This window comes from Arthrobacter sp. UYEF20, from assembly GCF_040546335.1.
Classification (GTDB): domain Bacteria; phylum Actinomycetota; class Actinomycetes; order Actinomycetales; family Micrococcaceae; genus Arthrobacter.
On record NZ_JBEPNP010000003.1, the window covers coordinates 214643 to 239323 of the forward strand.

At 62.3% G+C, this 24681-nt stretch carries 26 protein-coding genes and 2 pseudogenes; 18 read left to right on the forward strand and 10 right to left on the reverse strand.

Going from position 1 to position 24681, the window contains the following annotated elements:
• Nucleotides 1-283 precede the first annotated feature (283 nt).
• From ABIB26_RS05125 to ABIB26_RS05140, 4 genes are all read left to right on the forward strand, one after another.
• Nucleotides 284-1024, forward strand: a complete 741-nt coding sequence (locus ABIB26_RS05125) for a GntR family transcriptional regulator (protein WP_354240197.1) — start codon at nucleotides 284-286, stop codon at nucleotides 1022-1024.
• A gap of 58 nt (nucleotides 1025-1082) precedes the next feature.
• Nucleotides 1083-1997 (forward strand): 5-deoxy-glucuronate isomerase, encoded by a 915-nt coding sequence (gene iolB / locus ABIB26_RS05130; protein WP_354240199.1) that lies wholly within the window; start codon nucleotides 1083-1085, stop codon nucleotides 1995-1997.
• A gap of 129 nt (nucleotides 1998-2126) precedes the next feature.
• The gene (locus ABIB26_RS05135) at nucleotides 2127-2402 is read left to right on the forward strand and encodes a hypothetical protein (RefSeq protein WP_354240201.1); all 276 of its coding nucleotides are present in this window, start codon (nucleotides 2127-2129) and stop codon (nucleotides 2400-2402) included.
• A gap of 21 nt (nucleotides 2403-2423) precedes the next feature.
• Nucleotides 2424-2927 (forward strand): hypothetical protein, encoded by a 504-nt coding sequence (locus ABIB26_RS05140; protein WP_354240203.1) that lies wholly within the window; start codon nucleotides 2424-2426, stop codon nucleotides 2925-2927.
• 1264 nt (nucleotides 2928-4191) lie between these two features.
• Here the strand turns inward: ABIB26_RS05140 and ABIB26_RS05145 are convergent.
• The 4 genes from ABIB26_RS05145 to ABIB26_RS05160 form a co-directional block, all read right to left on the reverse strand.
• Nucleotides 4192-4323, reverse strand: coding sequence for a cyanase (locus ABIB26_RS05145; protein WP_354240205.1), 132 nt, complete (start codon nucleotides 4321-4323; stop codon nucleotides 4192-4194).
• 29 nt (nucleotides 4324-4352) lie between these two features.
• The gene (locus ABIB26_RS05150) at nucleotides 4353-4859 is read right to left on the reverse strand and encodes a nucleoside deaminase (RefSeq protein WP_354240207.1); all 507 of its coding nucleotides are present in this window, start codon (nucleotides 4857-4859) and stop codon (nucleotides 4353-4355) included.
• A 78-nt stretch (nucleotides 4860-4937) separates the two neighbouring features.
• Nucleotides 4938-5408 carry a cyanase gene (cynS, locus tag ABIB26_RS05155; RefSeq protein WP_354240209.1) on the reverse strand — a complete coding sequence of 157 codons (471 nt, stop codon included), beginning with the start codon at nucleotides 5406-5408 and terminating at the stop codon, nucleotides 4938-4940.
• Between the two features lie 34 nt (nucleotides 5409-5442).
• Nucleotides 5443-6102: a carbonic anhydrase gene (locus ABIB26_RS05160; protein ID WP_354240211.1), complete on the reverse strand. Its 660-nt coding sequence runs from the start codon at nucleotides 6100-6102 to the stop codon at nucleotides 5443-5445.
• Between the two features lie 115 nt (nucleotides 6103-6217).
• Here ABIB26_RS05160 and cynR point away from each other — a divergent pair, with 115 nt between their 5' ends.
• On the forward strand, nucleotides 6218-7090 hold the full coding sequence (gene cynR, locus ABIB26_RS05165; RefSeq protein WP_354240213.1) for a transcriptional regulator CynR: 873 nt from the start codon (nucleotides 6218-6220) through the stop codon (nucleotides 7088-7090).
• A 673-nt stretch (nucleotides 7091-7763) separates the two neighbouring features.
• On the opposite strand, the gene ABIB26_RS05170 is transcribed toward cynR, so the two are convergent.
• Nucleotides 7764-7985: a hypothetical protein gene (locus ABIB26_RS05170; protein WP_354240215.1), complete on the reverse strand. Its 222-nt coding sequence runs from the start codon at nucleotides 7983-7985 to the stop codon at nucleotides 7764-7766.
• 243 nt (nucleotides 7986-8228) lie between these two features.
• Between ABIB26_RS05170 and ABIB26_RS05175 the strand changes: the two genes are divergently transcribed.
• From ABIB26_RS05175 to ABIB26_RS05210, 8 genes are all read left to right on the forward strand, one after another.
• On the forward strand, nucleotides 8229-9497 hold the full coding sequence (locus ABIB26_RS05175) for an ROK family transcriptional regulator (RefSeq protein WP_354240217.1): 1269 nt from the start codon (nucleotides 8229-8231) through the stop codon (nucleotides 9495-9497).
• On the forward strand, nucleotides 9494-10822 hold the full coding sequence (locus ABIB26_RS05180) for an ABC transporter substrate-binding protein (RefSeq protein WP_354240219.1): 1329 nt from the start codon (nucleotides 9494-9496) through the stop codon (nucleotides 10820-10822). Before ABIB26_RS05175 ends, ABIB26_RS05180 begins: the two co-directional genes overlap by 4 nt.
• Before the next feature lie 89 nt (nucleotides 10823-10911).
• Nucleotides 10912-11814, forward strand: a complete 903-nt coding sequence (locus tag ABIB26_RS05185) for a carbohydrate ABC transporter permease (protein ID WP_354240221.1) — start codon at nucleotides 10912-10914, stop codon at nucleotides 11812-11814.
• Nucleotide 11815: 1 nt separating this feature from the next.
• The gene (locus tag ABIB26_RS05190; RefSeq protein ID WP_354240223.1) at nucleotides 11816-12682 is read left to right on the forward strand and encodes a carbohydrate ABC transporter permease; all 867 of its coding nucleotides are present in this window, start codon (nucleotides 11816-11818) and stop codon (nucleotides 12680-12682) included.
• A 2-nt stretch (nucleotides 12683-12684) separates the two neighbouring features.
• On the forward strand, nucleotides 12685-13953 hold the full coding sequence (locus ABIB26_RS05195; RefSeq protein ID WP_354240225.1) for a 6-phospho-beta-glucosidase: 1269 nt from the start codon (nucleotides 12685-12687) through the stop codon (nucleotides 13951-13953).
• A complete protein-coding gene (locus tag ABIB26_RS05200; protein ID WP_354240227.1) occupies nucleotides 13950-14999 on the forward strand; it encodes an N-acetylglucosamine kinase in 1050 nt (349 codons plus the stop codon). Before ABIB26_RS05195 ends, ABIB26_RS05200 begins: the two co-directional genes overlap by 4 nt.
• Before the next feature lie 64 nt (nucleotides 15000-15063).
• Complete coding sequence (locus ABIB26_RS05205; protein WP_354240229.1) at nucleotides 15064-15291, forward strand: recombinase family protein; 228 nt, start codon at nucleotides 15064-15066, stop codon at nucleotides 15289-15291.
• 225 nt (nucleotides 15292-15516) lie between these two features.
• The gene (locus tag ABIB26_RS05210; RefSeq protein ID WP_354240231.1) at nucleotides 15517-16611 is read left to right on the forward strand and encodes an SIS domain-containing protein; all 1095 of its coding nucleotides are present in this window, start codon (nucleotides 15517-15519) and stop codon (nucleotides 16609-16611) included.
• 80 nt (nucleotides 16612-16691) lie between these two features.
• On the opposite strand, the pseudogene ABIB26_RS05215 reads toward ABIB26_RS05210, so the two are convergent.
• A pseudogene (locus ABIB26_RS05215) lies at nucleotides 16692-17435 on the reverse strand (DDE-type integrase/transposase/recombinase); the annotation flags it as partial.
• Nucleotides 17436-17480: 45 nt separating this feature from the next.
• Between ABIB26_RS05215 and ABIB26_RS05220 the strand changes: the two are divergent.
• The 4 genes and pseudogenes from ABIB26_RS05220 to ABIB26_RS05235 all read left to right on the forward strand — a co-directional run bounded on the left by ABIB26_RS05220 (nucleotide 17481) and on the right by ABIB26_RS05235 (nucleotide 20001).
• Nucleotides 17481-17771 (forward strand): transposase, encoded by a 291-nt coding sequence (locus tag ABIB26_RS05220; protein WP_354240431.1) that lies wholly within the window; start codon nucleotides 17481-17483, stop codon nucleotides 17769-17771.
• Between the two features lie 94 nt (nucleotides 17772-17865).
• Nucleotides 17866-18174 carry a transposase gene (locus tag ABIB26_RS05225; RefSeq protein WP_354240233.1) on the forward strand — a complete coding sequence of 103 codons (309 nt, stop codon included), beginning with the start codon at nucleotides 17866-17868 and terminating at the stop codon, nucleotides 18172-18174.
• A gap of 195 nt (nucleotides 18175-18369) precedes the next feature.
• Nucleotides 18370-19030, forward strand: a pseudogene (locus ABIB26_RS05230) (transposase); the annotation flags it as partial.
• 59 nt (nucleotides 19031-19089) lie between these two features.
• On the forward strand, nucleotides 19090-20001 hold the full coding sequence (locus tag ABIB26_RS05235; protein ID WP_354240234.1) for a MurR/RpiR family transcriptional regulator: 912 nt from the start codon (nucleotides 19090-19092) through the stop codon (nucleotides 19999-20001).
• A 277-nt stretch (nucleotides 20002-20278) separates the two neighbouring features.
• Here the strand turns inward: ABIB26_RS05235 and ABIB26_RS05240 are convergent, their stop codons facing one another.
• The 3 genes from ABIB26_RS05240 to ABIB26_RS05250 form a co-directional block, all read right to left on the reverse strand.
• Nucleotides 20279-20518, reverse strand: a complete 240-nt coding sequence (locus ABIB26_RS05240; RefSeq protein ID WP_354240236.1) for a hypothetical protein — start codon at nucleotides 20516-20518, stop codon at nucleotides 20279-20281.
• A 118-nt stretch (nucleotides 20519-20636) separates the two neighbouring features.
• On the reverse strand, nucleotides 20637-21131 hold the full coding sequence (locus ABIB26_RS05245; protein WP_354240238.1) for a low temperature requirement protein A: 495 nt from the start codon (nucleotides 21129-21131) through the stop codon (nucleotides 20637-20639).
• A 135-nt stretch (nucleotides 21132-21266) separates the two neighbouring features.
• The gene (locus ABIB26_RS05250) at nucleotides 21267-22517 is read right to left on the reverse strand and encodes an MFS transporter (RefSeq protein WP_354240240.1); all 1251 of its coding nucleotides are present in this window, start codon (nucleotides 22515-22517) and stop codon (nucleotides 21267-21269) included.
• A gap of 172 nt (nucleotides 22518-22689) precedes the next feature.
• Between ABIB26_RS05250 and ABIB26_RS05255 the strand changes: the two genes are divergently transcribed.
• Entirely contained in the window at nucleotides 22690-23139 is a 450-nt protein-coding gene (locus ABIB26_RS05255; RefSeq protein ID WP_354240242.1) for a MarR family winged helix-turn-helix transcriptional regulator, read from the forward strand.
• Between the two features lie 91 nt (nucleotides 23140-23230).
• On the opposite strand, the gene ABIB26_RS05260 is transcribed toward ABIB26_RS05255, so the two are convergent.
• The gene (locus ABIB26_RS05260) at nucleotides 23231-24661 is read right to left on the reverse strand and encodes a sugar porter family MFS transporter (protein ID WP_354240244.1); all 1431 of its coding nucleotides are present in this window, start codon (nucleotides 24659-24661) and stop codon (nucleotides 23231-23233) included.
• Nucleotides 24662-24681: the final 20 nt, after the last annotated feature.

Sequence of the window (24681 nt, forward strand, 5' to 3'; positions counted from 1 at the left end):
TGCCACATTGCATCAGTTCGTATTCCGTCTACACCGATCTTCGTGACTCTGCTCACAGATGTCAATAGTTTGTCCTGACATGAGGATGTTTTTACCTAATCCGACCTGAGAGAATCTCAAGACCGAGACCAGAGGCGCGGAGGAAGAGCCTTTGATGCACTGTCTGGCCCTGCTATTATCTGTAAAAAGGCAGTATGTCCTATCAAGCGAACATGCACCTGACATACGGGCACCCTGGACGCAGGAACCCGGCTGCACAAAGGCTGCACAAAGGGAGAGCTCAATGGCGAATCAACTTAATCTCAGTATTGATCGCTCTTCCCCCGTGCCCCTCTATCACCAGGTGGTGCAGGGCATTGAAGCTGCCATCCACACCGGGATCCTGGCACCCGGCAGCCGGCTGGAGAACGAAATCGACCTTGCCGCCCAGCTCAACCTTTCCCGGCCCACCATGCGCAAAGCCATGGATGAACTGGTCCGCTCGGGACTGCTGGTCCGCAAACGCGGGGTGGGCACCCAGGTGGTTTCCAGCCAGGTCCGCCGCCCGCTGGAGCTTTCCAGCCTTTTTGACGATCTCAGCAACAATGGCAGCAACCCCACCACCGAGGTGCTGAGCTTTTCCCATATTGAGGCTGATGCCACCACCCGGGAAGCCCTGCATCTGCCGGCGGGGGCCAGGGTCTACCACTTCACCCGACTCCGGAAGGTGGGAGGCAAACCGTTGGCCCTGATGGAGAACTGGGTCCGTGATGACATCACCACCATTGACGAAGCCCTGCTAAGGTCCCAGGGCCTCTACGGCATCCTGCGCAACGGCGGGGTCAACTTCCGGCTGGCCTCCCAGCGCATTGGGGCCATGGTGGCCGACGACTATCAGGCCCCCCTGCTCGAAACAGAGCCGGGCTCAGCGCTGGTGACCATGGAGCGCACCGCAGTGGATGACACCGGGCGGATGGTGGAGACCGGGCATCACGTCTACCGCGCGGATTCCTACAGTTTTGAGATGACGCTGGTCCAACGATGAGCGCCAGCGCTAGTCGCCACGGCAAAGCGCTGAACATACCGACCGAAAGAGTAAATTTATGGCCGACTGGGTATATCCGCTGGGAACTGCAGCCGAAGGTAGCTGGGACGTTTCGCTGGGGACTGCAGACTCCGCACTCGAGGTGGAAGGGTGGGCGCACACTGGGCTGAAGGTGGCCACACTGGCCCCCGGGGCCGCCGTCGAACTCCCCGCCAGCGGCGAGGAACGGATAGTGATCCCGCTCAGCGGAGCCTTCGCGGCGACGGTTGATGGTCAGGAGTTCACGCTCGCAGGCCGGGCCAGTGTGTTCAGCGGCCCCACCGATGTGCTTTACGCCGGCACGGGCAAGGCCGTCACCGTCAGCTCGTCCGACGGCGGGAGGGTGGCAATTGCCACCGCTCCGGCACAGGTTTCGTACCCCACGCGGCTGGTCACCGCCGCGGAGACCCCCGTTGAATTGCGCGGTGCCGGGAACTGCTCCCGCCAGGTCCACAACTTCGGCACCCCTGCCGCCCTCGAAGCGGACCGGTTCATCGTCTGCGAGGTCCTCACTCCGGCCGGAAACTGGTCCTCCTATCCGCCGCATAAGCACGACGAGGAAAAAGACGGCGAGACCCGTCTGGAGGAGATCTACTACTTCGAAACCCAGGTGACAACCGTGGCAGGCCCCGCTGCGGGCCCCGGGCCGGACGCGGATGCCATCGGATACCAGCGGGTCTATGCCTCCGACGAACGCCCCATCGACGTCTCGGCCGAGGTGCGCACCGGTGACGTTGTCCTGGTCCCCTACGGCTGGCACGGACCGGCAATGGCCGCACCCGGCTACGACATGTACTACCTCAACGTCATGGCCGGGCCCGGCCATGTCCGCGACTGGCTCATCAGCGACGACCCGCACCACGGCTGGGTCCGGCAGACCTGGGCGGGACAGGACGTGGACCCCCGGCTGCCGTTCGGCAGCCAGGGGTCCTAGTCCCGAGGCAGTCCGACCGCAAAAGTCAGGCCGGCTGCAGTTCGGTGCTGTCCTGCTGGCTGTCAGCCGTCCCGGCGTCGGTGGGTCGGGGAACTTGTTGGGGCTTACAACGTCGTGACAGGGGCAGTGATGTCGACGAACCTCACCGACGAGGGACGCAAGGAACTCGACGGCATCCTGTTCGAGGGCTATAAGGGCTGGCACGACAACATCGCAGAACGGCTGACGATCAGCCACCTCGAGAAGCTCGCCGCACTGGGTCAGTACGACCGCGGCGTGGTCCTGGCGTACGTACGTCGGGAGAGGAGCGAGGACAGCGTGAAGAGCTACATCAAGATCCTTGATCAGTTCGAACGCGCGCAGAAGTCGGCCCTGGGCTCTTCAGCGTCCATAAACGGAAGCTGAGGGCGCGCTGTGATGCGTGCCTTGGACAACCCTGCCGTCGGCAACCTGGTTCAGATTTTCCTGGTGATCGTCACGGTCGCTGGCCTGGGGGTCGCCTTGGCCAATGGGAAGAAGGATCGAGCAACGGCGATGTCGCTGGCGGTGGATGATCGCCGGGCCGCTGATGAGCGTGCGGACAGCGACCGTCGGGAGGCTACGGCTGCGATAGAAGACGAGCGGGCCTTCCTTCGTGAGCAGGCCCAGCTGCAGATGCAACTCGATCATGCGTTGAAGATCGTGCAGACGGCCGAGAACTACCCACGGGGCGACTTCACCATGATGAAACATTGGGGTCTGTCCATAAGGTCTTCGGTCATCGTCCTCGGCAAGGACCTCGTCCCACAAGCATGGTCCGTATTCATCGACCGTGAGCACCAGTGGGAAGTCTTACAGGACGACGTACTTCAGGAGATCAATGACCTGGCCATCTTTACAGCGCGTACCTTGAACTGCCCGTCGTGCTACCACGTCCACCGCATCCTATGACGGAAGGCTGAACGCCCTAAGGCAGCCAGCCGGGCAGCGCTTGATCGAGGCGGTGCCGGCGGGTGGTTCTGAGTCGGGCTCTGGCTTGCGATGCACTTAGGGTGGTGCCATGGGGGAAACGAAGAGCGAGCGACTAGCGAGGCGTGTCCTGGGCCAGCCGTGCGATGAATGCGGGTGCAAAGCTCCGGTCGGTGAAGTCAATGCCAGAGTGGTCGAGCGACGGACGGGTGTGGCGCGCGTCGAAGAGCAACTGCGGTCTGCCACTGCGGAGGATGCGCCTCCTCACTCGACCCATCTTCCAAGCCCGGAGAGCATTCTTGCACTTCTGCAAAGCTTCACCAAGGCTCTTGGTGACCTCATCAAGACTCCAATGTCCGAAAATGCTGCTACCCAAATGGCTGAAGTGCAGAGAAGCATCATCATGACGCAGCGTAGTCGTGAAGCGCACCCCCGTCTCCGGCCATCGGTAACGCTACAGCGTGCGATATCTCGTTCTCTTAGCTCGGTGTCTAAGCTGTGGCCGACATATGCTCGAGCTTTGACGGCACCTAACCTTCATCAGGCACAAGAGTTCGGAAAAACCGGGCAGCAACTTATTGATGCCGCCATAGCTGAGCTCAATGCACACGAGAATTTGGTCTTAGCCACTAAAGCGTACGAGGATCTGTCGATCACCGATTTCCTGGACCGGACTATGGCCGCGATCTCCGTGTCTCACCCGGGTCTCTCACTACTGGACCTACCCTACGTTTGCCGGGGAGCAGGTTGGGGCCAGGCGGCGGGAACTCGTTGAAGCTCCGACGAATTCCCTAGAGGCTACGCCTTCCCCGGCTTCATTCTGGGGTTGTGAGGCGGAAACATCAGCCCCCTGTGCCTGGGCTCCGCAGGCTCAGGACTGGTTCTTGTGTCGAAAACGACCATTTTTGACTAGTCATTACGACTTGCCGAGTTCGGTGCGCGAGATCGGCGATTGTGACTGTTAGTTGGGAATGGCGGTTAATTCACCGCTGGAGATGGCGGTTCTAGCGTCGACAGTTCACCCCTCGTCGCAGCGATCGATAGAACCGGGCCGGCCGGCCGGACGCAGGGTCTTTGCGCTAACGGCTGGACGCGGTTTGGAGGCCCCGGTTCAGGTGTCGGTGGTTGGCCGGGTGGACTCCGGAGGGACCGGAATAGCGTCAGATCGGGGGTCGGGGACCATCTCGCGGAAAACTGGCGCTAAGCCGTCCCCGACCCCCGACGTCGCGGCGCGGGCCACCATGGGTCAGAACGGTTTGGTCGGCAGGTACTTGCCGTCGAGGGTGATCACGGCGCGTGAACCGCCGTCCGGGCCCTTGACCTTCTTGACGTTAAGTTTGAAGTTAATGGCGCTGATGATGCCGTCGCTGAGTTGCAAACATAGGGGCACCCCCCGGCGTCGCCCGGCTACCGGCTACCCTGCGGGTGGCGGGGTGAGTACGTGGCGGTGCCCGAGTTGCATTGCTGCCATTCGCGGTATCCGTCGATCGCGGCGTCCCGCGGCTGGTACTCCATCGGCAGCCGTCGTTCGGTCCAGTCCTTGGCGAACTCGGCGTAGAAGGTGGCCAGTTCGAAGTACTTGCGGTCGTCGACGTAGTGCGGTTCGTAGTCGTCGCGCTGGGTGAGGAAGACGACCTTCTCGGGGCTGCAGTAGTACAGCGAGCCCAGGCACATCGGGCAGGGATGGGCGAGCACGTAGATGGTGCACCCGGTCAGGTGCTCGGTACCGAGTCGGGTACAGGCCTCGCGGATCGCGAGGATCTCGGCGTGCGCGGTGGGGTCGTTCGTCTGGGACACACGGTTGGGGCTCTCGGCGAGGATCTCGCCGTCGCGGGCAATGACGGTCGCAAAGGGTCGCCCCCCTTCCTCGACGTTGGCACGGGCGATGTCGATGGTGCGTTGAATGAAGTCCATGATGTTCCTTGGCTGAGAGGTAAGTTCGGGCACAACCGTGGCTGTGTCCTCACTTCGAGGACACAGCCACGGTGGGGATCAGAACGGTTTGGTGGGCAGGTATTTTCCGTCGAGGGTGATCACGGCACGTGAGCCGCCGTCGGGGTCTTCAACTTTCTTGATGTCCAGCTTGAAGTTGATGGCACTGATGATGCCGTCACCGAACTGTTCGTGGACCAAGGCCTTCAGGGTGGAGCCGTAGACCTGCAGCATTTCGTAGAACCGGTAGATGGTGGGGTCGGCCGGGATACCGCCGGGGATGCTGCCGCGCAGCGGAATGGTCTGCAGCAGCATTACGGCGTCCTCGCCCAGACCCAGGCGCTCAGCGACGATTTCCGCAGCGGTTTCAGGCAACGGATGCTGGCCGAGCAGGGCGGCGGTGACGAAGGCAAGGCTCAGACCAGTGCCATCGGTCAGTTCCTGCCAGGAGAGGTCCTTGCGCATCTTGGCGTCGATGATGGCGGCGGTCAGTTCCTCGCGCGGAGCCTGGGTGTTCTGGGAATGAATCATGGTGTTTTCCTATTCTTTCGGTGATATCAGGTGGTTAGGCGGCCAGGCCGGATGTGGCCGGCGTGGCACAGGTCTGCGGGTTGTCCGCAAGTGGGACAAAGAGGCCGGTGGCACCGTCCAGGGTGTCGATGGAACCGGTTTCGATGTCGTAGACCCAGCCGTGGAGGTTCAGCCGGTTCTGGTCCAGGGCCAGGGCGACGGAGGGATGGGTCCTGATGTTGGTCAGCTGGGCGATGACGTTCCCGCGGACCATGGCCTCCAGTCGCTCCTGGGCCGATCCGTGGGTGCGGGCGGCGTTGACGGCCTTCGCCGCGTCGGCATGGGCAAGCCAGCTGGCCACGGCCGGCAGGTGGTCCAGGTTCGTGTCGGTCGAGATGGCAGTCATCGCTCCGCAGTCGGAATGGCCACAGATGATGATGTCCGTGACGCCCAGGACGGCGACCGCGTACTCGACTGTCGCGGAGACACCGCCGGGCTCCGGGCCGTAGGCCGGCACGATGTTGCCGGCGTTGCGGATCACGAACAGGTCACCCGGTTCCCGCTGGGTCAGCAACTCCGGCACGACCCGGCTGTCCGAGCAGGCAATGAACAGAGCCCCAGGGTTCTGGGCGGTGGCCAGCTCCTTGAAGAGTCCGGAGCGCTCCGGAAAGGCTTCCCGTTGGAATTTCAGAAAGCCTTCGATGATGTCTTGCATGGGCCGTCTCCTTTATGTTTTGGGGGATAACTCAAGGATGACGGAAACGAACTATAGTGTCCAAGACTTGTTTACAATGAAATCAATAAGTAATTCCTATAGTTGGAGAGTCGTGATGCTACGCCACATTCGTTACCTGGCCGCGGTCGCGGAACACCAAAACTTCACCCGCGCGGCCGAGGCACTGCATGTCTCCCAACCGACGCTGTCGCAACAGATCAAGCAACTGGAGAACTCGCTGCACGTCCGGCTCTTGGACAGGTCCGGGCGGACCGTGCGGCTGACAGACGCCGGCGAGACCTACATGCGCTATGCCCGCCGCGCCCTGCGGGAGCTTGACGCCGGAACCCGGGCCATCCACGACGTGCAGGATCTGAGCCGTGGATCGCTCCGGCTGGCGATGACGCCCACGTTCACCGCTTACCTGATCGGTCCACTGGTCGAACGCTTCAGCACCCGCTATCCCGGCATCACCTTGAGCGTGCAGGAGATGACCCAGGACCGCATCGAGGCGGCACTGGCCGAGGGCACCCTCGATCTAGGCATCGCTTTCGCCGAGGCGCGTTCGTCCGAGATCGAGACCCAGGCATTGTTCGTCGAAACCCTTGGCCTGGTCGTCGGCAATAATCACCCCCGCGCCGGCGCGCAGGCACCCATGGCCCTGCGGGAGTTGGAACAAGAGGGGCTTGTGCTTCTCAGTAGCGACTTTGCAACCCGGCGCCACATCGACCTGCACTTCCGGGACCACGGCATTGCCCCCCGCATCGCGATTGAAGCCGACTCCATCAGCGCGATCGTGGAAATCATCCGCCGCGGCCAGCTCGCCACCGTGCTGCCCGAAGCCATTGCCCGCGAACAGCCTGGGCTACACCCAGTTGACCTGTCGCCGGTCATTCCACACCGCACCGCAGCCCTACTCAGAAGGAAAGGCGCCTACGTGAGCGCAGCCAGCCAGGCTTTCACCGAGCTGTCATCGACGTGGAGCTAGTCGCCTGACCCGGCCGTGGCCAACGCAGCCACCCTCAAAAGACTTGCCCAACGCCATCCATGCGTCACAGAGGAAACCAACGAGGGCGCTGGGTGGCGCGAATCGTCATCGCTGGGGTTCTGCTGGTGTTCCCGGCTTCCGCCTACTCGATAAGGAACCCGCGAAGGAAGGGCGCGGCCTTCATGTCTGGGAAGAAAGCCAGGCCTTGGATCCGTCATTCCTGGGTCAAGTCCATTGGCGTGCTGGGCGCTTTAAAGGGGCTCTGCCGGGGCCACCGGGCCGCCACCGCCGCCATCGCCATTGCAGTTCGGATCAGTGCTCCAAGTCCAACACGAAGTGTGGTCGCCGAGGCTAGAGCCCCGATAAGGACTGGGCTGACAATGAACGAACTCTAGCCGACCGCCGTAGCTAGTCCGACGGCCTGACCTGATTTTCCAGGTGCAGACCTCGCCGCCAGGGAGATCGATGTTGGAACAACGGGGGCAATGGCGAACCCGACCGGAAGTATTCCGATGATGGCGACAATGGCGTTGGTTGTGCGACTGCTACTGAGATTCCGGCAGCGGCCAGCAGAGCCGAGAAGACCATAGTGCGGCGTTCACCTATGCGGTGCTGGGTTCTGGCAGAAAGCAGCCGACCGAGCAGCGATGTCTGCCGATGCCGAGGCCCGCTATCAAGGGGCCCGCAAGTAGACGGAGAGAAAACTCTCCAAGGCACCGTCCCCAAAGAAGCAGATGGTGACCATCAAAATCGCGATGCCCAAGCCCGGCATTCCCCATAGCCGTTTGCGGTGCCCCTTGCGCATTGAACTCTGTGCGTCAGCCAACGCGGGCACGGGCAGGTTTGACAGGAACACCGCGAAAGCTGTGGTCAGCAGCATGATGGCCAACGCCATATAGACCGATCTGAACCAACACCGGATGCCAAGGAGATTCCCGTTGCGATGGCCCCGGCAAGAGCTCCGAAACAGAACCATGAGTGAAGGCCGGTAAGCCGACCGGCCCCAGTGGACCCTGTGCCTGGACGACCATGCTTAATCTTTCAGACCGCTCTGTTGCGCAAATCACAGCTGTGATACGGTCTTCCATAATCGATTGGTAAGTTACCAATCGATTTAATTGCAGGAAGATGGACCCACATGGTGCTCGGTGCCCCCAGCAAGCTACGTATCCTCAACGATCAGGCCGCTTTGCTCCACATTCTGGAGGCCGGCATCTTGTCCCGCGCGCAGTTGGAAGAGCTCACGGGGCTATCCAAACCCGCAACAGCTGAACTGCTGGGGCGTCTCGAAGTGGCAGGGTTGGTGAAGAAAGAGGGCAAGCGCGGTGGCGGTCCGGGCCCGAAGGCGCAGTTGTGGGCCATCAGTCCGGAGGCGGGATTTGCAGCGGCTGTGGATGTCACACCCTCTGGAATCGGGTTGCAGATCAGTGACCTCTCCGGCCGGGTAAGAATCGCAACGTTCACGGCGTGGAACAATGAGGCCCCCGCCCGCCAGATCCGCGAGTGCTTGGACGCGGCATGCACTGAGTCCGGAGTACCCCGCTCCGGAATCCTGAAGTTAGTCGTGGGATTACCCGGTGCCGTTGATCCCCGCTCCGGCCTGCTGAAGTATGCTCCGCACCTCCCGGCTTGGGGAGGCTATGACGTGATCTCGGCATTGCGTGCGGAGCTGGGAACAGGCGTAGACGTAGAGAACGACGTGAACCTGATGGCGATGGGCGAGATGAAGGACGGGCTTGCGTCCGGGGTCGAGAATTTTGCCCTGGTGTGGGTCGATGATGGCCTTGGATCAGCCATTGTTCTGCGCGGTGAACTGCTCAAGGGCTTCACCGGCGGTGCGGGGGAAATCGACTACGCACCGGTTCCGGACAGGTCTTCAGTGGAGACCGGCCAAACCAGACACGGCAGCAACCTCGGTGCGCTGCTTAGCCCGGCCGCCATCAGTGAGCTCGCCGCGGCCCATGGACTGGTTGCTCCGGATCCGATGGCGGCGGTGGAGTTGGCCCTTCAGGAAATGGCAGCGAAGGAAGACGGTAGCGGCTCGAGGTTCATGGAAGATCTGGCAATCCGCCTCGCCACCGGCCTGGCTGCGATCGTCACCGTCATCGACCCCGAGCTGATCATGCTGGGTGGCAAGTTCGGTGCGGCTGGTGGAACAAAGCTTGCAGAACTCGTTCAGCAGAAACTCTCCAGCGTCCTCGCGATTCCAGCGGCCGCAACGGCACAGATTCTGTCCTACCCCGTCACCGAAGGGGCCGCTCTTTCGGGCGCAATGGGCTCCGCCTTGGCCGGGGCGCGGGAAAAAGCCTTTGAGACCGGCTCGGTCATCCAGCACAGCCCCATCCTTCCCGGGCCATACCCGCCCGCTAGTAATCCACAGCAATTTACCTCATTGGAGAAATCATGAAAAAGGCATCAACAGTTTTGGGACTGGGTCTGGCCGTGCTCCTCACCGCCAGTGCCTGCGGGGGAACCGGGTCTACGGACTCCTCGCAAGCCGCCGCCGCGCCGGCCAACAATGAAAATGTCACCATCAATGTCTGGAGCAAGTTCTCGGACCGGGAACTTACGGCCCTGAATAAGGTGCTGGATAAGTTCCATGCCGCCCATCCGAACATCACCGTCAAAAGCCAGGGCAGCCAGAACGATGACAAGATCACCCAGGCAATCCGCGGCGGCAACGCCCCGGATGTCGCCATCTCCTTTTCCACCGACAATATTGGCCAGTTCTGCACCTCCGGTTCCTTCCAGGACCTGAAGCCCTACCTTGACCGCGACAAAGTGGATCTCAGCGTGATCCCCAAGGCCACCCAGGACTACACCTCCTACCGGGGCAAGCGCTGCGCCATGCCGATGCTGGCGGACGTCTACGGGATGTACTACAACAAAAAGATGTTCGCCGCAGCAGGAATCACCGCCCCACCGAAGACCATGAGCGAACTGGCCGCGGATGCCAAGAAGCTGACCCAGCTGGAGGCCGACGGCAGCATCAAGGTTGCCGGTTTTGTCCCGACTCCAGGCTTCTACGCAAACTCGGTGCAGATCATGGGACCCCAATTCGGCGCCAAATGGCAGGACAACGCCGGAAAATCCGCCCTCGCTACCGACCCGGCCTGGACCAGCATGCTCGAATGGCAAAAATATCTCACCGACTTCTACGGTGCCGACAAACTGACCGAGTTCACTGCCGCAGCTGGCCAGGAATACTCACCGGACAACGACTTCCAGACCGGCAAAGTCGCCATGATCCTCGACGGCGAATACCGGGCCGCGTTCGTGGATGACCAGGCCAAGGACCTCGACTATGCCACCGCGCCTTTCCCGGTAGCCGATGACAAGCCCGAACTCTATGGCACCGCGTACACCACCGGAACCATCGTGGGAATCCCCAAGGGCGCCAAAAACGCCGGCGCGGCGTTTGAACTGGTCAAATTCCTCAGCATGGATACCGGTGCCCTGGTGGACCTGTCCAACGGATTAAAGAATGTTCCCACCACCATCGACGCCGGCAAATCGCCCGATCTGCAGGTTACCCCGCAGTTCAAGACATTCATTGACCTCTTCTCGGGTGGCAAACTGCAGAACAATCCCTCTTCCGCCAACGGCGGCGCCTATTTGAAGGTCGCCCAGGACTTTGCCCTGAAGTACGTCACCGGCGGCACCGATGACCTTGCCGGCGGCCTTGCGCAGGTCGACAAGCAAATCGATGACAGCGCGGCGTTGGGCCACTGATGGCGGTTACGGAGATCCTCCCACCCATCTCGCCAGCGCCGAGGAGGGCAATCCTGAAGAAGCACGGCAATGTCAGGCTCCGCCGCCGGTTGACCATCCTTGCATTCATGTCGCCATGGATGATCGGGATTTCGGTTTTCTTCCTTTACCCACTTCTCACCACCATGTACTATTCGCTGACCAATTTTGACTTGATCAATGATCCGCAATGGGCCGGGCTGAGCAACTTCGTCTACATGTTCACCAAAGATCCACTGATGTGGAAAGCCATCGGCAACACCGTCTGGCTCACAGTGGCCATCACCGTGGGACGGGTGGGCTTTGGTCTGATCTCAGCCCTGGTGCTGGTCAAGATTAAGCGTGGTGCTTCGGTCTTCCGGACCATGTTTTACCTGCCCGCGCTGGCACCACCGGTGGCGGCAGCGCTGGCTTTCGTCTTCCTGCTCAACCCGTCCACCGGCCCGCTGAACCAGTTCCTCGGTTTGTTCGGCGTCCAGGGACCCTTGTGGTTCAACGATCCCGCTTTTTCAAAACCCGCACTCACCGTCATGGCCTTGTGGACTTCCGGAACCATCATGGTGATCATGCTGGCATCCCTGCTCGATGTGCCCTCGGAACTCTACGAAGCGGCTTCGCTTGACGGGGCCGGGGCGTGGAAACAATTCCGACACATCACCCTTCCGGCCATCGCACCGGTACTGATGTTCGCCATCGTCAACTCCATCATCGTCGGGCTGCAGTTCTTCACGGAAGCGGTCGTAGCCAGCTCGGTGGCTTCGGGTAGCTCCGACGTTGCCGGTTCCAGCCGGACCATCGGCTACCCGGACAACTCCACGCTGACCTTCCCGATGTGGCTCTACGAGCAAGGCTTCCATCAGTTCCACATGGGATACGCCTCTGCCATGGCCATCGTCTTGTTTGTTATCTCAGCAGTTTTCACCATCATCCTGGTCCGCCGCATGCGCTCGGCCGGTATCGGAGAGGAGGAATAGCATGTCGAATTCACTAGCCACCCGTACGGTGGCCGGGGGCCGCGCCCGCCAAAAGGTCATGTCCTGGCTGGGACTCCACGCCATCGCCGTCGCTCTGGCCATCGCCTTTATCGGCCCCATCGTCTTTATTCTGTTGACCTCACTTATGAGCGACCAGCAAGCTCTGACCAAAAACCTGTGGCCGACGTCCTGGCACTGGGAGAACTTCGGCGCCGTCTTCGTCCAAGCTCCACTTCTGCAATACTTCTTCAATTCCGTCCTGTATGCCGGGCTGGCCACCATCCTCATGCTCATTTCGAGTGTCCCGGTGGCCTATGCGCTGTCCCGGCTGAAGTGGCGCGGGCGCAACATGATGTTCTACCTGGTGATCGTTGCCATGATGCTTCCGCCCCAGGTGGTTGCCGTTCCGATGTATGTGCTCTGGGCCAAAGCGGGACTCACCGGCACCTTATGGCCACTGATACTGCCGAACCTCGTGGGCGACGCGTTCAGCATTTTCCTGATACGCCAGTTCCTCATCACCATTCCGCAGTCCTACTCGGATTCCGCACGCCTGGACGGCGCCTCCGAATTCAAGACACTGTTCCTGGTCATCCTGCCAATGGCCAAGCCCGGCATCGCCGCCGCCGCCCTGTTCAGTTTCCTGAACGCCTGGAATGACTACTTTGGGCCGCTCCTGTACGCAGGGGAGAACCCCTCTAACTGGACGCTGTCCCTGGGACTGGCCTCTTTTCGCGGAGTGCACCAAGTGCAATGGAACCTGACCATGGCCGCCACAGTGCTGGTGATGGCACCCATCATCCTGCTGTTCTTCTTCGCCCAGAAACAGTTCATCGAAGGCATCAAATTCTCCGGAGTCAAAGGATAACCATGAAAGTTACAGTGATCGGTGGCGGATCCACCTACACCCCCGAACTGACAGACGGATTTGCCCGCCTCTACGGCCAGCTTCCCATCGAGGAGCTTTGGCTCGTTGACCCGGACGCCTCCCGGCTGGAGCTCGTAGCAGGCATCTCACGACGGCTCTTCGCCAAAGCAGGGCACCCGGGAAAAATCTTCACCACCAACGATGTGGCCGACGGCGTCAGGGACGCCGATGTCGTTTTGCTCCAGCTCCGGATCGGCGGACAGGCCGCCCGGCACACCGATGAAACGTTCCCGCACGCAGAACACTGCATCGGCCAGGAAACAACCGGACCGGGAGGCCTGGCCAAAGCCCTGCGGACAGTGCCGGTAGCCCTGGAAATCGCCGAAACCGTTCGCCGGCTGGCCAAACCTGAAGCCTGGATCATCGACTTCACCAACCCCGTGGGCATCGTCACGCGCGCCCTGCTGCAGGCAGGCCACCGCGCCGTGGGGCTGTGTAACGTCGCCATTGGTTTTCAGCGCAAATTCGCCGCCATGCTGGACGTCGCCCCGCAGGATGTCCAGCTGGACCACGTGGGGTTGAACCACCTGACCTGGGAAACGGGGGTGAAGGTACGTACCGACGGGGTCTTCCAGGATGTACTGCCGCGAATGCTGGCGGAAAAACTGGACGCCCTGTCCGAGGATGTACATATGCCAGGGTCCCTCCTGACGTCGCAGCAGGCGGTGCCCTCCTACTACCTGCGCTACTTCTATGCACACGACCAGGTGCTTGAGGAACAGCTCACCCAACCCAGCCGCGCCCAGGCCGTCATGGGCATGGAAGCTGCACTGTTGGCGAAATACGCCGACACGTCCGTGGATGTGAAGCCGGCGGAACTGGCCCTGCGCGGCGGCGCTTTCTACTCGGAAGCCGCCGTCGAACTAATGGCATCTCTGACCGGCAACCGCACAGATATCCAGGTAGTCAATGTCCCCAACAACGGGGCCCTGCCGTTCCTCCCGGATGACCACGTGATCGAAGTTCCGGCCAGGGTCTCCGCATCAGGTATGATCCTGCAGCCCGTTGCACCGCTTTCAGGCGAAATTGCGTCGCTGATTGGCCATGTTGCCGGTTATGAGCGGCTAGCCCTGGACGCCGCCATTCATGGCGGCCGTGACCGCGTCCTTCGGGCCATGCTCTCCCACCCCCTTGTTGGACAGTACGAAAGGGCCGAGAGGCTTACCGACGCCCTGCTGGCGGCAAACCACCAGCATTTGGCCTGGGCATGACAGCCGTGAACCGGGGGGCAGCAGGCCGGTCCGAGAAAGTCGTGCTGGCCGTGGACGGCGGGAGTTCGAAGACCGACGTTGTGGTCCTGTCTCTTACCGGGGAGCTGCTGGCACGGAGGCGCGGTGAGGGGTCGAACCCCCAGATCGTGGGTTTGGACCGTTCGGTTGCAGTCATAGGTGAGCTGGCGCGTGAGGCCCTTGCCTCGACGGGGAACCGTCGGGCCGAACGGACCGGCTTCTATTTGTCCGGAATGGACTTCACGGCTGAAATTGAAGCCTTTTCCGCTGCCGTGTCAATACACGACTGGGCGCGTAGCCCGGCCGGTGTGCCACCCGTCGTCGAAAACGACCTGTTTGCCCTCTTGCGCGCCGGCACCGACAGTTCCGATGCCGTCGCCGTGGTCTGCGGCACCGGCATCAATGCAGTCGGAGTGCGCTCAGATGGCGCCACCGCTCGTTTTCCTGCCGTCGGCCAGATTTCCGGAGACTGGGGCGGAGGAGGCATGCTGGGTGTCCAGGCTTTGTGGCATGCTGCCCGCTCCGAAGATGGCCGCGGGCCCAAAAGCGTTCTTGAACGGACGGTCCCACAATCCTTCGGACTCTCTTCCGTGATGGAAGTGACCAAAGGTCTGCACCTCCACCAGATCCCCGCCCGGACGTTAGCGCACCTCACGCCGTTGCTTTTCGCTGCCGCGCAGTCGGGAGACAAACCGGCGCTGGAAGAGATCCAGCGACAGGCCCGGGAGATCGTCACCTTGGCCACGACAGTCTTGCGGCGTCTGAACCTCCAGCAAGCCGCTTTACCCATTGTGCTTGGGGGAAGCGTACTGGCCGCGGACCATCCACTCCTGACGGAGCCAGTGCGGTCCGGTCTGGAACTCAATGCGCCGCACGCATTGATCCGAATTATCCGGGATCCCCCTGTATTAGGCGCTGCCCTGTTAGTACTGGAGTCGGCAGGAGCGGAAGGTGCGGCGCTGGTCCGAGCGAAAAGGCAACTGCAGGCGGACCCGGTGCAGAAGGTTCCCGCTACACCGGTGGGCTAAACGATGCAGAGGGAGGCGGCTACTGGGAGTGTGCCACCTCCCTCCGTCGCCAACTTGCAATGAGGTGACTGCCCAACGCAACGGAGTCGCCGCCCTCGGAGTACCTGAGGACCGAATCCACGTCGAACACGGACTGACCGGCACCAACCCCGAAGGGCCAGGACTCAGCGAAGCCCCCGCCGCCTGCCGCGCTGGCGATTCCCTGATCATCACCAAACTCGACCGGCTTGCCCGATCCTTGCCCTATGCATGGGCATCATTGAAGACCTCACCAAACGACAGGAGAAGCTGAGCATTGGCGGGAACGTCCACGGCCCAAAGGATCCCGTCGGCTGGTCCCTCTTCACCGTCCTGGCCATGGCGCCGATTTCGAATCCGACCTCATCCGGGCCAGCCCCCGCAGCGATCGACTACTACGCAACCATCAAGCTCGACGGTGAAGGGCCGCTGACGGCTCCACGCCGCTTACCCTGCGCCACGGCCGCTCCTGAACCGGCACGAAGAAGAGGACACAGAAATGACCATTACCCCAAATGCTGCTACAACACCGACCACAGTTCCCGGTGCATACATGCGCGCGGAGATCGCTGAACAGCCTTACCGCTGGCTCGACCTCATCGATTGGAAGCGCCCTGCCCTTGAAGCCGCCGCAGGGCTCATCCGCGAAGCAGAACCACAGCTGCTCGTCTTCGCAGCACGCGGGTCCAGCGACCATGCCGCAATTTACGGCCAATACCTCGCTCACAATCTGCTTGGCGTCCCCGCACTCCTCGCAACGCCGAGCACGGTCACGGCCTTCGGCACTGAACTCAGGTATCCCGCCTCAGTCATGCTTGCCGTGTCCCAGTCGGGCGAGTCGCCCGATCTCCTGGACACCGTGCGTGCAGCAAAGCGAGCGGGAGTCCCTATCGTGGCGTTCACCAACAACGAGATGAGTCCCCTGGCCGCCCTCGGAGAGGTGCACGTTCCACTGATGGCGGGAACAGAATTGTCAGTCGCCGCTACCAAGACCTACACCGCCGAACTGCTAACGCTCTACGTGGTGCTCTCCCTTGCCGCCGGCCTGGCGTGGAATGATGTTGCATCGCAGGTACGGATCGCCGTCAATGCAGCCACTTCCGTCCTCAAGGACACCGCCCCAATCGTGGCCGACCTCGCTGAGAAGCTCACAGCGGTTGAGCGGATCCTCGTGGTCGGCCGGGGCTATTCGATGTCAACGGCGAAGGAAGGCGCACTCAAGCTCATGGAGACGAACGCCATCGCCGCGTCGGGGTGGAGCGCCGCAGATGCCACGCACGGGCCGCTCGGTCAGGTCGTCGAAAGCACCCCCGTGATCGTGCTGACTGCGAGCCCCGCAGGCCGCGACTCCGTCGAACGGTTCGCCAGTGCCGCCGCCATGCTTGGCGGCCGCATGATAATTGTCGGGCCCGGTGGCGACGATAACGCGGAGCATGTTCCCCTGGCCGCCCTCGACAGTGCAGGTCTCGACACGGCGCTCATTCCGCTGCTGGAGATCATCCCGCTCCAGCAGCTCGCCCTCGCCCTCTCCCTGGCAACAGGAAAGAACCCGGACCTACCGGCCGGACTGAACAAAGTCACCAAAACCCTGTGACTCCGCGGGCCGGGAAAACGGTACGTGGCTGCTTGGACAGATGCATCTGGCGGGGCTTCCCCGGGCAGCCCCGCCAGTTGTCAAGCAACGGGTGATCCTCTTTCTGGCCATCGCCGGGCCCTGGTTGGGTGGCTGGCTGATGGCCAGCATCCAATACGAGTTGGCGCTGGAGGCCATCCACGGACTCGGCGGAGGATCTGGGGGTCGGGGACCATCTCGCGGAAAACTGGCGCTAAGCCGTCCCCGGAAGTCGCCGAACGGTATCGGTCGTTCGCAAGACACCCCGGAGCATGGTCCGCGTGCACGATCTGGGGGATGCCGTGGATCCCGAAGATTCCCTTCATCATGTCCACGGCCAACGCCCCGGATTCGGTGGCGTGGACGTGCGCGCCGACGATGAATCTGGAGTGGATATCGACCATCATGTAGCAGTCGAAATACTTGCCCTTGACCGGGCCCGCGAGTTTTGTAATATCCCACGTAAACACCTGTCCGGGGGCCGTGGCGACCAGTTCAGGCACCGCCCGGGGCGGGTGTTTGGCCAGCCGTCGGCGCTCCTTGACCTGACTGTTTTCCTCCAGCACCCGGTAGAAAGTCGACAGGGACCGCAGGTAGATTCCCTGATCCAGCAGCTTCGTGTAGACCTGCATCGGTGCCAGGTCCACGAACTCCGGCGAGTTCAGCGCCGCCAGAATCCCGGCCCGCTCAGCATCACTGAGCTTGTTCTGCGGCACCACCGGCGCATGGTCCCGCGGCGGCGCCGGTTTGCGGTTCGCGGTCGTCCTGGAAACACCGGTCAATGATGCTGCACGGCGCGTGGGGATGAGGTGTACTACTGATGTGAGACACAGTTTGAAAGGATTGTGCTCATGTCAGCTCGACCAACGTATTCCGATGAATTTAAGGCCGATGCCGTGGATCTTGTGATTTCTTCCGGCCGGTCACCGATGTCCGTCGCCGCCGAAGTCGGCGTCTCTGTCACGGCGCTGAAGCGGTGGGTGCAGCTGCACCATGACGCTGTGGCCGGGGCGGGCGGCAGGCCCGATGACCCGGTGGATGCCGCGAAATACAAGGCTTTGGAAGCCCGGCTGCGTGAAGTCGAAAGGGAGAACGATTTCCTAAAAAAAGTTTCCGCGTTCTTCGCCAAAGAACAACGGTAGAGGATCTCTACCGTCTTGTTCAGGCGAGGGACGCGCAGTTTCCCATCCAGTGGATGTGCAGCCGGCTGGGCATTTCCAGGGCCTCGTATTACCGGTGGCTCGACGCGGAGGAATCACCGATGGCCCTCCGGCATCTGGAGCTGACAGAACAGACGCCTCCAGCGGCAACCAGAACCGCCACAGGCTCAACACCGGAGGCAACCGTCAGCTGAACTCCGTCCTGCACACCATGGCCGTCTGCCAAAGCCGCGATCCCGGGCCCGGCCGCGACTACTACCTCAAGAAAACCGCCGAAGGAAAAACACCCCGGGAAGCCCGTAGGGCACTCAAGCGACGCCTCTCCAATGTCCTCTACCACCGAATCCTCCACGACCACCAGCACGCCCACGAAGCCGCCGCTTGACACACAGAGGCGCTATCAGGTCACGCCCGATCCGGCGGCAGTGCTTGTTGCTGCCCTGCCGCGGGGCTGACAGATCAACGCAAAGACACCCGAGGGGTCCATCCCAACATGGGTCAAGCCGTCACGGCCAGGACTTCCGAATCTACGGCTGATGATTCGACAAAAACAGTCTGACAGTCCCAGCACACGCCGGTGGCTCTGCGGGAACTGGTCGCTGCCCGTGACCACATGACCGCCGAGCGCACCGCGACCCTCAACGCGCTGATCGCGCTGGTGCGTGTGGTCGACCTCGGCATCGACGCTCGTAGAGCGTTGACCTCCAAGCAGATCGCCGAGGTATCCCGCCGGCGCACCCGTGACGAACAGATCGGGCTCGCGACCGCCCGCACCGAGGCGGCCCGCCTGGCCAAGCGGGTGGCCGAGCTCGACGGCGACATCGCGGCCAACTCCGCCACCATGACAGACCTCGTCCGTCAGAGCCGGGCCGCCGTGCTACTGGAGAAGACCGGCATCGGGCCCGTGACCGCTACGATCGCGCTGACCGCCTGGTCCCACCCTGGACGGGTCCGCTCCGAAGCCGCGTTCGCCGCCCTCGCCGGTACGAACCCTCATCCCTGCCTCCTCCGGGAACACCGTCCGCCATCGACTCAACCGCGGCGGCGACCGGCGCCTGAACCGCGCCCTGCACATCGCAACGATCACTCGCCTGACCCACGACCCCGCCACCCGCGCCTACGTCGACAAACGTCGCACTGAAGGCCGCACCACCAAGGAGATCCGCCGATGCCTCAAGCGCTATCTCGCCCGCCAGATCTACCGCGCTCAACGCCACCGACGCCACACCCAACCCGGCTAGATGCAAGCAACTGTGCAGTCAATAGATATCTGCAAGAAACTTTGCAACTAGGAGATGGTGTGCCACCTCATATTGTCCCCGTTGCAGCTGCAACGGATGCCGATTCCGTCGATGACTGGCTGCGTTCCCTGCTGCCGGGCAAAGGGTTGGGCGGAAGCACCCAGCAGGTGTTCAGTCTCATGGCGAGCCAGCCGGCCAAGGCGAGTTTCGCTCCTGCGGCCGAACTGGCGGAGCTGGCCGGGACGAGTGTCTCCAGCGTTACCAGGCTCGCCCAGCGCCTGGGCTACGCAGGATGGCCTGATCTGCAGCGGGACCTTCGGGCGCGCTACCTTGCCCACCTGTCAATGCTGGAAGTTTCCGAAACACATGGCAACGGGGAATCCCCGTTTCGTGCGTCCTTGCGGCAGGACGCCGATTCCCTCGCGACGTCAATGCGGAACCTCGACGAACAACGCATCACCCGGATCGCGGAAATCCTCGCCGCGTCCGAAAACATATACGTCACCGCCCAGGGAAGTTTCTCCGCTGTCGGGCATGCCCTCGTCCATAACGTTCATCTTGCCGGCTATCCCGTCAGGCAGCTCTTGGACAGTCCCTCGATGATCGCCAACCACGTCGCCAGGATGACCGCAGCCGATAGCCTCGTCGTCTGTTCTTACTGGAGGCTTTACGACGTTGCTGTCATTGCTGCGGCAAAGGCAAAGGCCCGCGGTGCCAAGGTAATCGTCCTTGCGGACAACATTTTGCCAGCGCTGGAAAAGTCGGCTGACGAGATCGTGCTGACACCAGCGGAAGGGACGTCGTTTTTCCCGTCCCTGACCGCCGCGATGGCTGCCCAGCAGGGGATCGTGGCCACGCTGGCCAGAGTAGATCCCGCCCGGACCCGAGAAAGTCTCACGGCCGCGGAGGATTGCTGGCAAACCTTCAAGCTCCTCCACCGCTCGGTGCCACGCATCCAACCAACGAGTTAAGGCTTCGGAACGGGTCACAGCGCGCCCAATTCCACAATGTCCATGACGCTCGATGCAATGTGGAGGTTCTTGACCACGCCGAAGCATGTATACCTTGACACCTGGCTGGGACGACAACACCTGGGACTGGGCGGTGAGCTCTTATCGCCGTCGTGAACCGTCCACGCCGGTGAAGTGGGGGCGGCGGAAGAATTCAAAGAAGCTCATGGATCATGTGTGTGGACGACGGCCAAACGCCCCCGCCGACCCGGCATCAGAGGGTGAAGTCGCGGTTCGTTTAGACCCTCGCTATTCGGTCGATGTCTTCGAGCAATTCCCTGACGACGGGTTCGGTGACGGTCGCGCGGGTTCCTTCGATTGCCTCAAGGTAGGCCGCCGTCGTGAGCGCCGGGTCCTCCGGGGCAGGTTGCCCGGCGGCCTGGACCGCGAGCTCCAGCGCCCGTTGTGAGGCTTTTCTGGCTGCGAATTCAATGTCGGCGGGCGAGAACCGTTCACTGGCTTCGGCAAGGGCGGCCAAGTCAATTTGCGGGGAGGCCGCGGGCGGGATACAGCGGTTCCAGATGGCCGTCCGGGCGTCCAGGTCGGGCGGGCCGATCGGGATAACGTAATCGAAGCGGCCGTGGCGGAGGAAAGCTTTATCCAGTGAGCGGCTGAAGTTGGTGGCACAGATCAGTAGGCGGCCTTCCTTCTCGCGGAAGGCCGGGATGATGCGCCAGCATATGGCCGACCAGATCGATCGCGGCAGCGACACCCCGGAACATCAGGCGGACCTCGTGGTCGAAGAAGACACCGGAAATCCAAAAAGGCGCGCTCATACACCCCCAGATCAGCGTGCGCACGAAAAGGCTCTGGGTTGTGCGGTCAAATCCGACGGCGAGCATCCACGCACCTCTGCCAAGCTGGATCAGGAGATAGCTCTCAGCGAAGAGCCAGCCGAAAGCACCAAACGCGGCACCGATTGAGGCGTTCATGGACAGTGCGAAGAGCATGACGATGAGCAGCATCCACTGCGCCTCAAGACACGCAGTGTCCAGCAAAGTCGCGACCCAGGTCGTGTACACCCAAACCTTATAGACTCCAAGAAGAAGCACAAGGGTCTCACCGGCCCCCACCCATGAAGGATGCTCCACCAAATGATGGACAGTTGCAATAGCGCGAAAACAAAGACCAGATCGAAGAACAGCTCAAGATGCGTAACCCGGTCTCCGGAAGTCGCAGAACGCATCAGCGACCTGGCACGTGTCATCTGTATCCTCCACTGGGCTTCATGAGCGGACGGACGCCCCCTCCTGTTGTCGAAAAGGTTGACAACGGTCACCTTCGGTGCGTCCGGCGTCGTTCCGCTTGGCATGAGCGGCTGCGAACGCCATCACGCCAAGGCCCAGCAGGGTGATGCCTGCACCTGCCCAGATCGGCGAGGTGTAGCCGAGGCCGGCGGTGATGGTCACGCCGCCCAGCCAGGCGCCGAGGGCGTTGCCCACGTTGAAGGCGCCGATGTTGGCGCCGGAGGCCAGGGTGGGCGCGTTGTTGGCGTACTTCATGACGCGCATCTGTAGCCCCGGAACGGTGGCGAACCCGAACCCGCCCAGCAGCACCATGGACGCGATGGTCATCGGCTGGTTGCTGGAGGTCAGCGCGAAGACCACGAGCACCGCCACGAGGGCGGCGAGAGCCACCAGCAGGGTGCGGTCCACATTCTTGTCCGCGGCCTTGCCGCCGACGGCGTTGCCGATGAAGAGTCCGACGCCGAAGAGGATCAGCAGCCACGGCACGGTGGACGCGGCGAATCCGGTGACCTCGGTGAGCGTGAACGCGATGTAGGTGAAGGCGCCGAACATGCCGCCATAACCGAGAATGGTGACCAGAATGGAGAGCCAGACCTGGCCCGACCTGAAGGCCCGCAGTTCGCTGCGGAGGCTGCCAGAGGAAGAGGTACCGGAGCCCGCGTCTCCCGAGCCCGCGTCGCCCGATCCCGTTGCGGGCACCAGGGTGAGGATGCCGGCCAGGGCCAGGACGCCGATGCCCGTGATGGCCCAGAAGGTGGACCGCCAGCCTGCCGCCTGGCCCAGCATGGTGCCGAAAGGGACACCCAGGACGTTGGCCGCCGTCAGCCCGGTGAACATGATGGCGATGGCGCCGGCCTTTTTAGTGGGTGCGACCATGCTGGCCGCAACCACGGCGCCGATGCCGAAGAAGGCGCCGTGCGCGAGCGCCGCGATGATGCGGCCGATCATCATCAGCCCATAGTCCGGCGCGATGGCGGAGACCAGGTTTCCGGCAATGAACAGCACCATGAGCACGGCCAGCACCGGCTTGCGCTCGAAGCGCGTCACGGCGGCAGTCAGGAGCAGGGCGCCCACGACGACGGCGAGCGCGTAGCCGGAGATGAGCCAGCCCGCCGTAGCCTCGCTGACTTGGAAGTCTGCGGCCACTTCGGGCAGCAGGCCCATGATGACGAACTCGGTGAGTCCGATCCCGAACCCGCCGAGGGCGAGTGCTATCAGGCCAATAGGCATGGCGGAGCTCCTTCAAAAACTGTACGGAAAGAAAAGCGAAGCGTAAGCTAGTAGTTGCAGACGCGTTATTTATTGTTGCACAAGCAATAATGCCGCGCAAGCAACTAATTTGTGGGCTGCCTGTGTTCCGGGGTTTCCGGAGGCGGGCAGGCTGATCTGAAGGGAAGAACTGATGGGCATCAAGGACGACGCCGTCGAGGTCCGGGCGCAAGGCTGGCGGACCCTGGCGGCCTTGCACGGACTGATCGAGGCGGAGCTGGAGCGCTCGCTGCAGGCTGTGGCGCAGCTGTCCGTCGTGGAGTACACCGTGCTGGATGCGTTGAGCCGCCAGGACGGCTGGCACATGCGGATGCAGCAGCTGGCCCGCGCCACTGCGTTGAGCGCCAGCGCCACCACGCGCCTGGTCAACCGCCTCGAGGACCGGGGCCTGCTCAACCGGATCCTCTGCGCTGACGACCGCCGCGGGATCTACACCGAGCTCACGCCCAGCGGGATCAAGCTGCTGGAAGAGGTCCGCCCCATCCACGACGCCACGCTGGAGCGTGCGCTGGCCGAGGCGCAGGAGGTACCGGAACTGGCGGCACTGGTCGACGCCCTCCCGAAGCTGCACGCCGGCGTCTAGCGCAGCAGCGCATTCTCGAAGGACATCAAAAAAGGCTCCCGGTTCACTGACCGGGAGCCTTTCCCGCACTTACCGTGCCGGCGGAGTCCGCCTAAACTGCGGGCTTGACTCCGGCCGCTTCCTTGAAATGGTGTTCCAACTCTTCAAGGCTCTTGCCCTTGGTTTCGGGGACCACCCGCTTGACCCAGACGATGGCACAGGCCTGGAGAACAACAAAGATCATGAACGTTGCGGAGATGCCGATCCAGGCGACCATCTGCGGGAAGAAGAACCCGATCAGGAAGTTGATCATCCAGAGCACAAACACGCAGATTCCCATGGCCACGCCACGCACGTGGAGCGGGAAGATTTCAGACATGGTCAGCCACGTCACCGTGCCGATGCAGGCCTGCATGGACGCCAGGAACGTCACCATGAAGAGCAGCACCAGGTAGGCGCGAAGGAGCCCTTCCGGGACGGCGAAGGAAATGATGGCAATGGCGAGCAGCGACGTCGCGGTGCCGCTCAGGCCGAAAATGAGCATGGACTTGCGGGCAATTCTGGTCATCAGGTACATGCCCACAATGACGGCTACTACGGAGGTGATGCCATTGAGTACATTCGCCAGCAGCGCCCCCTGATCGCCGAATCCGGACGAGGACAGAATCGTGGTGCCGTAGTACATGATGGCGTTGACGCCGCTGATCTGATTGATCACGGCCATGCCCAGCCCCACCACAAAGATCCGGCGGATCCATGGGACTGTCAGATCCTTGACTGTTCCCAGTTTCGACTTGTAGTCCTCGCGGGCAGCCTGCCGTACTTCGTCGAACTCGTTCGAGATGTCACCCGCTGCGCGAGTGCTGCGCAGAACAGCCATGACCTCGCCGAACCGGCCTGCCGCGGCCAGCCAGCGGGGGCTCTCCGGCAGCACCAGCATTCCGAACCACAGGATAACGGCAGGCAACGTGGCGATGACCAGCATCCAGCGCCACACGTGCATCGACTCCGGGAAGGCATTTCCCAGCACAGCGTTGAAGGTAAAGGCCAGGAACTGGCCCGTGACAATCATGAGCTCGTTCTGCGTGACGATCCGCCCGCGTTGGGCAGCCGGTGACATTTCTGCCAGATAGACCGGGACAATGACGGACGCCCCGCCGACCGCCAGACCCAGCAAGGTACGGGCTGCAATGAGCCACTCCGTACTTGGCGCGAATGAACAGGCAATGGTGGCCACGGCAAAGATCAGAGCGAGGCCCATGATGGTCCTGCGGCGGCCGAACCGGTCAGACAGCCGGCCGGAACCGATGGCGCCGAAAGCCGCCCCGAACAGGAGAGTCGATGTGACCAGCCCTTCAGTGAGCGGCGTCAGGCCAAGATCGCGCTGCATGAACGGCAAAGCACCGTTGATGACGCCGGTGTCATAGCCGAACAGCAGACCGCCGAAGGTGGAGAAGAGCGCCACGCGGCGCATGAATTTCTTGGGATTCGCCGCGGTTTTTGGGGCCGGAGCCTCGGTCTCCAGGAGGGGTAAATTCGTCATGGTTCCTTAGGTGGTTGAAG

What these genes read in the sequence shown, in the direction of transcription:
- ABIB26_RS05190 (WP_354240223.1), top strand. Translation starts at nt 11,816, where the DNA reads ATGTCGAATTCACTAGCCACCCGTACGGTGGCCGGGGGCCGCGCCCGC.
- cynS (WP_354240209.1), bottom strand. Translation starts at nt 5,408, where the DNA reads ATGATTCATTCCCAGAACACCCAGGCTCCGCGCGAGGAACTGACCGCC.
- ABIB26_RS05255 (WP_354240242.1), top strand. Translation starts at nt 22,690, where the DNA reads ATGGGCATCAAGGACGACGCCGTCGAGGTCCGGGCGCAAGGCTGGCGG.
- ABIB26_RS05125 (WP_354240197.1), top strand. Translation starts at nt 284, where the DNA reads ATGGCGAATCAACTTAATCTCAGTATTGATCGCTCTTCCCCCGTGCCC.
- ABIB26_RS05160 (WP_354240211.1), bottom strand. Translation starts at nt 6,102, where the DNA reads ATGCAAGACATCATCGAAGGCTTTCTGAAATTCCAACGGGAAGCCTTT.
- ABIB26_RS05175 (WP_354240217.1), top strand. Translation starts at nt 8,229, where the DNA reads ATGGTGCTCGGTGCCCCCAGCAAGCTACGTATCCTCAACGATCAGGCC.
- ABIB26_RS05180 (WP_354240219.1), top strand. Translation starts at nt 9,494, where the DNA reads ATGAAAAAGGCATCAACAGTTTTGGGACTGGGTCTGGCCGTGCTCCTC.
- ABIB26_RS05170 (WP_354240215.1), bottom strand. Translation starts at nt 7,985, where the DNA reads ATGGCGTTGGCCATCATGCTGCTGACCACAGCTTTCGCGGTGTTCCTG.
- ABIB26_RS05200 (WP_354240227.1), top strand. Translation starts at nt 13,950, where the DNA reads ATGACAGCCGTGAACCGGGGGGCAGCAGGCCGGTCCGAGAAAGTCGTG.
- ABIB26_RS05210 (WP_354240231.1), top strand. Translation starts at nt 15,517, where the DNA reads ATGACCATTACCCCAAATGCTGCTACAACACCGACCACAGTTCCCGGT.
- cynR (WP_354240213.1), top strand. Translation starts at nt 6,218, where the DNA reads ATGCTACGCCACATTCGTTACCTGGCCGCGGTCGCGGAACACCAAAAC.
- ABIB26_RS05135 (WP_354240201.1), top strand. Translation starts at nt 2,127, where the DNA reads ATGTCGACGAACCTCACCGACGAGGGACGCAAGGAACTCGACGGCATC.
- ABIB26_RS05260 (WP_354240244.1), bottom strand. Translation starts at nt 24,661, where the DNA reads ATGACGAATTTACCCCTCCTGGAGACCGAGGCTCCGGCCCCAAAAACC.
- ABIB26_RS05220 (WP_354240431.1), top strand. Translation starts at nt 17,481, where the DNA reads ATGTCAGCTCGACCAACGTATTCCGATGAATTTAAGGCCGATGCCGTG.
- iolB (WP_354240199.1), top strand. Translation starts at nt 1,083, where the DNA reads ATGGCCGACTGGGTATATCCGCTGGGAACTGCAGCCGAAGGTAGCTGG.
- ABIB26_RS05150 (WP_354240207.1), bottom strand. Translation starts at nt 4,859, where the DNA reads ATGGACTTCATTCAACGCACCATCGACATCGCCCGTGCCAACGTCGAG.
- ABIB26_RS05250 (WP_354240240.1), bottom strand. Translation starts at nt 22,517, where the DNA reads ATGCCTATTGGCCTGATAGCACTCGCCCTCGGCGGGTTCGGGATCGGA.
- ABIB26_RS05195 (WP_354240225.1), top strand. Translation starts at nt 12,685, where the DNA reads ATGAAAGTTACAGTGATCGGTGGCGGATCCACCTACACCCCCGAACTG.